Source organism: Desulfobacterium sp. N47 (genome assembly GCF_051233685.1).
Taxonomy (GTDB): Bacteria; Desulfobacterota; Desulfobacteria; order Desulfobacterales; family RPRI01; genus RPRI01.
This window is the reverse complement of record NZ_JBAMMY010000053.1, coordinates 34,550-41,027: the sequence shown is the minus strand read 5'-3', so window position 1 is coordinate 41,027 and position 6,478 is coordinate 34,550. Positions and strand designations below refer to the sequence as shown.

General features: G+C 40.6%; 5 protein-coding genes. All 5 read left to right on the top strand.

Going from position 1 to position 6,478, the window contains the following annotated elements:
• The first annotated feature begins 348 nt into the window (after window positions 1-348).
• Window positions 349-1,899 carry a type I restriction-modification system subunit M gene (locus tag VXK47_RS03270; RefSeq protein WP_435547342.1) on the top strand — a complete coding sequence of 517 codons (1,551 nt, stop codon included), beginning with the start codon at window positions 349-351 and terminating at the stop codon, window positions 1,897-1,899.
• 147 nt (window positions 1,900-2,046) lie between these two features.
• Window positions 2,047-2,862, top strand: coding sequence for a KilA-N domain-containing protein (locus tag VXK47_RS03265; protein ID WP_435547341.1), 816 nt, complete (start codon window positions 2,047-2,049; stop codon window positions 2,860-2,862).
• Window positions 2,859-4,025 (top strand): restriction endonuclease subunit S, encoded by a 1,167-nt coding sequence (locus VXK47_RS03260; protein WP_435547340.1) that lies wholly within the window; start codon window positions 2,859-2,861, stop codon window positions 4,023-4,025. Before VXK47_RS03265 ends, VXK47_RS03260 begins: the two co-directional genes overlap by 4 nt.
• A gap of 70 nt (window positions 4,026-4,095) precedes the next feature.
• Window positions 4,096-5,106, top strand: coding sequence for an AAA family ATPase (locus VXK47_RS03255; RefSeq protein ID WP_435547339.1), 1,011 nt, complete (start codon window positions 4,096-4,098; stop codon window positions 5,104-5,106).
• Window positions 5,106-6,467 (top strand): S8 family serine peptidase, encoded by a 1,362-nt coding sequence (locus tag VXK47_RS03250; protein ID WP_435547338.1) that lies wholly within the window; start codon window positions 5,106-5,108, stop codon window positions 6,465-6,467. Before VXK47_RS03255 ends, VXK47_RS03250 begins: the two co-directional genes overlap by 1 nt.
• Window positions 6,468-6,478: the final 11 nt, after the last annotated feature.

Here is a 6,478-nt window from a genome sequence, read left to right as displayed (position 1 = left end):
AAAAGTTGACGTAAGTGCTTGAAATACTTGGTATATAAATTGCAACGCATTTTACATGCCATCTTTTTATGTTTTGTGAAAAAATATCGCAAAATTTTAAAACCATGTTTGAACGGCTTCAAAAACAGTGAAACTTTAGATAATAATTTTTGTTGAAATTTAACCCGATATCTATTAAATCTTCAAAATAATTTAATAATCCTTTCTGAATATCTTCCTGGATACAGAGATATTTAGAATGTATAATTACTTTTCTTAACCTTACAAGACAAACAGATTGCCGGGAAACAGGGTAGCGTTTGCCTTCCTTAACAGCCATAAAGTGTAAATTAAGAACCGGAGCAATCAATGGCCAAAGCCGATAAAAACAACATTAAAGAAGAACCTATAGAAAAACAACTCTGGAAGGCTGCTGATAAGCTCAGAAAAAACATCGATGCGGCCGAATATAAGCACATTGTTTTAGGGTTGATGTTTCTCAGATATATTTCCGATGCCTTTGAAGATTTGTACAACAAACTGAAAAATGGTGATGGCGAATATGCAGGAGCGGATCCTGAGGATAAAGACGAATACAAGGCCGAAAATGTCTTCTTTGTGCCTGAAAAAGCACGCTGGGCATATCTGCTGGCAAAAGCCAAACTGCCGGAAATCGGCAAGGTTGTTGACGAGGCTATGGATGCCATTGAAAAGGATAACCCATCCCTTAAGGATGTTTTACCCAAGGTATTTGCAAGAAGCAATCTTGATCCCACCAATCTTGGCGGTTTGATAGACCTGGTTGGCAACATTGCCATGGGCGCTGCCAAAGCCCGCAGCGCCGATATATTAGGCCATGTTTTTGAATACTTTCTCGGCGAATTCGCACTGGCTGAAGGCAAAAAGGGCGGCCAGTTTTATACCCCCCGAAGTGTTGTTGAATTGCTAGTGAAAATGCTGGAGCCATACAAAGGCCGGGTTTTTGATCCATGCTGCGGCTCCGGCGGCATGTTTGTGCAGTCGGAAAAATTTGTGGCCGATCATCAGGGCAAGGTGAGCGATATCTCTATTTACGGGCAGGAGAGCAACCACACCACCTGGCGGCTGGCCAGGATGAACCTTGCGATCCGGGGCATCGACAGTTCCCAGGTGAAATGGAATAATGAAGGCTCGTTTTTGAATGACAGCCATAAAGACCTCAAAGCCGACTATGTGATTGCCAATCCGCCCTTTAACGACAGCGACTGGAGCGGTGAAATTCTTAAAAAAGACGGTAGATGGAAATACGGGATACCGCCATCTGGTAACGCCAACTATGCATGGATACAACACTTCCTATACCACCTAAGCCCAAGCGGCCAGGCCGGTTTTGTTTTAGCCAAGGGTTCTTTGACATCTAAAACTTCCGGTGAAGGAGATATCCGCAAGGCGCTGATTGAGGATAGAATGGTGGACTGTATCGTTAACCTGCCGGCCAAGCTGTTTCTGAATACACAGATTCCCGCCTCTTTATGGTTTTTGAGCCGCAACAGGGCAAACGGCAAGTTCCGCAACCGCACCAATGAAATCTTTTTTATCGATGCCCGGAATATGGGTTACCTTATCAACCGCAGAACACGGGAACTTTCGGCAGAGGACATCAACACAATCTCGGGAACATATCATAACTGGCGAAATCCGGACGGCAATTATGAGGATGTGAAAGGTTTCTGCAATTCAGCATCCATTGAACGGGTGAAGGAACTGGATTATGTGCTGACACCCGGCCGGTATGTCGGCTTGCCCGATGATGAGGATGATTTTGATTTTAATGAGAGATTTAGCAAGTTGAAATCCGAGTTCGAGGAGCAGTTGAAAGAGGAAGAAAGATTGAATGCTTTAATTAAAGACAATTTGAAAAAGATAGAAATCAAAGTATAAAAAAGTTAAGTTAAATTTCCTCTTATTTTACTTTAAGCGCCTAAGGTAAAATAAAAAATGTTTTATTTTACCTTGGAGTCTAAAATGGACATTAAAGATTTTAAATTTAGGATGCAAAGAAAAACCTTGGGAAAATCGAGGTGGTAAATGGCTAAAATTGAGGTGCAGGGAACTGAAATAACCATATATTCATATAGTGAGAAAGACTATATTTGTATAACCGATATCGCCAGGCATAAGAATGCAGAAAGAACTGACGACCTGATTCGAAATTGGATTAGAAATAGAAATACTGTCGAATTTCTCGGTATTTGGGAACAGCTCAATAATCCGGATTTTAAACCCGTCGAATTCGACGGGTTTAAAAAGCAGGCAGGTCTTAACAGTTTTACTCTTACACCAAAACAATGGATCGAAAAAACAGGTGCAATCGGGCTTATTTCCAAAGCCGGACGATACGGAGGAACTTACGCTCATAAAGATATCGCATTCGAGTTTGCCTCATGGATATCCGTTGAATTCAAGCTATATTTGATTAAAGAATTCCAACGTCTTAAAGACCAGGAAAGAAAACAACTTGGCTGGGACATCCGCCGGAATTTGGCTAAAATCAATTACCGGATTCATACCGATGCCATTAAAGAAAATCTTATTCCCCCAGAACTGAGCAAAACCCAGATCAACCAGATTTACGCAACAGAAGCGGACATTCTGAACATGGCCCTTTTCGGCATGACCGCAGCACAATGGCGGGAAGCAAACCCCGATAAAAAAGGAAACATCCGGGATTATGCCGATATCTCGCAGTTGGTCTGCCTGTCGAATCTTGAAAACCTGAACGCTCTTTTTATCAATGATGGACTTACCCAGGATGTGCGGCTTGAACGACTGAATAAAATCGCTATTCAGCAGATGCGAATATTGACGGATGATGATGGGATTAAAAAGCTGGAGGCGGAATGATGGTGGGATGGAGGAAATGTAAGCTGAGGGATGTTATAGCTTCTAACGTTCAAAGCATCAATAAAGATTATCCACATAAGACTATTCAATATTTGGACACAGGTTCAATTACTTGTGGCAAAATCGAGTCTTACCAAGAGATTATGCTGGAAAATACGCCAAGCAGAGCCAAACGATTGGTAAGAGAACATGATATCATTTATTCTACCGTAAGACCTATCCAAAGACATTATGGCTTCATTGTAAACCCACCAGCAAACCTTGTTGTTTCAACAGGATTTTCTGTGATCAAAACTAACCGAGAATTGGCAGAGCCGTTATTTATTTATAATTTTCTTACTTCAAATGAAATTGTAGAAGTACTGGATGTTATAGCAGATGGCTCAACCTCCGCGTATCCATCATTAAAACCATCCGATATTGAAAATTTAGATATTCTTCTTCCCCCTCTCCCCGAACAAAAAGCCATCGCCTCCGTCCTTTCCAGTCTCGATGGCAAAATAGACCTGCTCCACCGCCAGAATAAAACGCTGGAAGCCATGGCCCAAACGCTTTTCAGGCAGTGGTTTGTGGAAGAAGCGCAGGAGGACTGGCAGGATGGGAAATTTCCAGATGAATTCGATTATGTAATGGGGGCTTCACCACCGGGTGAAAGTTATAATGAAACTGGTGTTGGTATTCCGATGTTTCAAGGCAATGCCGATTTTGAATTTCGATTTCCGAAAAGAAGGATATTTACGACGGATCCCAAAAAATTTGCTGAAAAATATGATACGCTTGTTAGTGTTCGTGCACCGGTAGGCGCACAAAATATGGCAAATGAAAAATGTTGTATTGGCCGTGGGGTCGCAGCTTTTCGATACAAGCGAAACAATGGCTATTACACATACACCTATTTCAAAATGAAATCTCTGATGAAAGAAATTCAGTCATTCAATGATACAGGAACAGTCTTTGGGTCAATAAGTAAAGCTGATTTCGAGGCATTTGAAATTATTATTCCTCCAAGCGAACTGGTTGACAGGTGTCAAGCTGAGATTAAACCGATTGATGATAAGGTAATTACAAACATTATTCAAATCCACACCCTTGAAAAACTCCGTGACACCTTGCTGCCGAAGTTGATGAGCGGTGAAGTGCAGGTTAAATATGAAGCAAAATAAGGTACTGTAGAAATGGAACGGCTGAAAAAGGTAATCGAGCAATACGATTTGCTCTCAAGGGGGAATGCTGATGACTACCTCTGATTTAATAAAACAATTGTTTTTGTCCTTTCATGAAAAGGATAATGAAGCTTTTTTTCAGGCGGCGCGGGAATATATCGAACACGAAAAAAGGAAAAAACACACCATGGTTGCGAAAGAGCTGGAAAAGGCTCTTTACGCTGCAAACGGTTCTTCGGAAAGAGGGAAACGGTTTAAGAACACGCTACCCATACCAAGGGATACGGAAAAGGGGTTTCCGTTACTTGAAATACAAAACTTCGATATCAGCCTGGACAGCCTTTTAATTTCGGCGGAGACAAAACAACAGTTGGAACAAATTATCAGGGAATTTAAAGATGCGGACGTTTTCGCTACCTATAATCTCATAAATAAAAGGAAAATCCTTCTTTGCGGCAAGCCCGGTACGGGAAAGACATTTTCGGCGCGGATAATCAGTTCCGTCCTGCAAATTCCTCTGGTGTATGTCAGATTTGACTCCATTATTTCATCGTATCTTGGCGAAACGGCTTCAAATCTAAGGAAGGTTTTCGATTTTGTCGAAAGCGGAATGTGGATAACTCTTTTTGATGAGTTTGATATTATTGGTAAGAATAGAGATGATAATCACGAACACGGAGAAATAAAGAGGGTTGTCAATAACTTTCTTCAAATGCTCGATAACATCAAGGGAGACAGCATAATACTGGCCGCGACTAATCATCAGTACATGCTTGATCCGGCGATATGGCGGCGTTTTGATGATATTATTTACTACGAACTTCCCGATGAAAATATCAGGAAAGCATTGTTTGAACTCTATCTGAGACCAATTAAAAAAGACCCTGATATTAATTTGCCAAAAGCGGTCAATATGACACATGGACTCTCTCCTGCCGATATTAAGATGATAACTGAAGAAGCTATGAAATTATCAATTCTTGATTCAAGGAGTTGCCTTAGGCAAGATGACATTGAAAAGGCAATCAATAAATTCATCCGCAGAGAAAAAGTCAAAAACAATCAAATGGGAGATGTATAATGGAAAAATATGACCATTTGAAACTTCCAATTTATAGTGGCAATTTAGAACGTCAGAAAAGGGGCGGTGGCGGTGTTTACAGTATTCCCGATGGGAGAAATAAAGCAGCCTTTTCACAAGAGTCAAAACAAAAAGCGGAAGCAATTGTTCAATCATTTTCTGTGTTAAAGGATAAATTTTCTGGCAGAATCAATCCATCCTTAATTTATGAGATTGAAATAAATCAGAGTGTATCACCAGATGCATTTGAGAAAACACTTTCATCCATGGGAATCCATGTCCTTTCTGTTGCTGAAAACAGGAAGGGATATTGGGTTGTTTTTAGCGATGACGATACGTTGAGCCAATTCAAGTCCAAACTTGCAACATATGGCAGCGAGGAGGAACGCAAATATGATTTTTTTAATGCTATTGATTCCTTTTTCACAAGAACTGGATTTGGCATTAACGGCATGATAAAACCTGAACTTGTCGAATATGGCGGCAATCTTATCTTGTATGATTTCCATGAAAGGATCACCGAGGATAGAGGGGGGAAAATTGCCCTATTAAATAATCGAACAACTGAAGACATTATTCAATATGATTGCGGTACCAGTTTTTCCGCTCCTAAAGTGGCTCATCTTGCCGGGAAGATTATAAATAATTTTCCACAAAGGTCAGGTAATTTCATTAAAAATATGCTACTTATCGGTGCGGATTATCCTTACAGACCAAGTAAAAACTTTTATCAAACTGCTAATAAAAAAACCGCTGAAGCAGCTCATCTGGCTATTTGCGGTTATGGCTTGAGTAGCTTTGAAAGAGCTATATTTTCATTTGGCAACAGGGTGGTTCTCTGGGATGAAGGACAAATCGGATTAAATCAGATGAAGGTTTATTCCCTTCAGCTTCCCGATATCTTCTTTTCCGAAGAAGGAAAAAAGAAAATAATGGTTGCCCTTACCTTCAATCCTGAAACCCGCCTTACTCGTGGAGACAGCTATCTGGGGAACCGAATGGAATTCCACCTTTTCCATTCGATCAATCCTCAAATATTAATGGAAAAATACGGCATACTCACTGAACAAGCAGAGGAACTTGGGGTACCGGAAGCATTAACAAAATTTGAAATTGATTTCTTCCCTGGTGGGAACACAAGAAAGGCCGGTTGCCATCAAAAAGCGTGGAAGGAATACAAGCGGCAACCCAAGAGTATTCCTGCAACTCCAATTTCACTAGTCCTGCTTAATTTTAATAAATGGATTACTGATGAGAACAGGATGCAGGACTACTGCATTTCTGTAGTATTTGAACACGAGAGGGAGATAGCACTTTATAATGAAATAAGAACAAATATTCAAACAAGAGTTCGTGTTTAGATCATGGTGAG

Coding starts and splice junctions, on each gene's coding strand:
- VXK47_RS03270 (WP_435547342.1), top strand. CDS start 349: ATGGCCAAAGCCGATAAAAACAACATTAAAGAAGAACCTATAGAAAAA.
- VXK47_RS03265 (WP_435547341.1), top strand. CDS start 2,047: ATGGCTAAAATTGAGGTGCAGGGAACTGAAATAACCATATATTCATAT.
- VXK47_RS03260 (WP_435547340.1), top strand. CDS start 2,859: ATGATGGTGGGATGGAGGAAATGTAAGCTGAGGGATGTTATAGCTTCT.
- VXK47_RS03255 (WP_435547339.1), top strand. CDS start 4,096: ATGACTACCTCTGATTTAATAAAACAATTGTTTTTGTCCTTTCATGAA.
- VXK47_RS03250 (WP_435547338.1), top strand. CDS start 5,106: ATGGAAAAATATGACCATTTGAAACTTCCAATTTATAGTGGCAATTTA.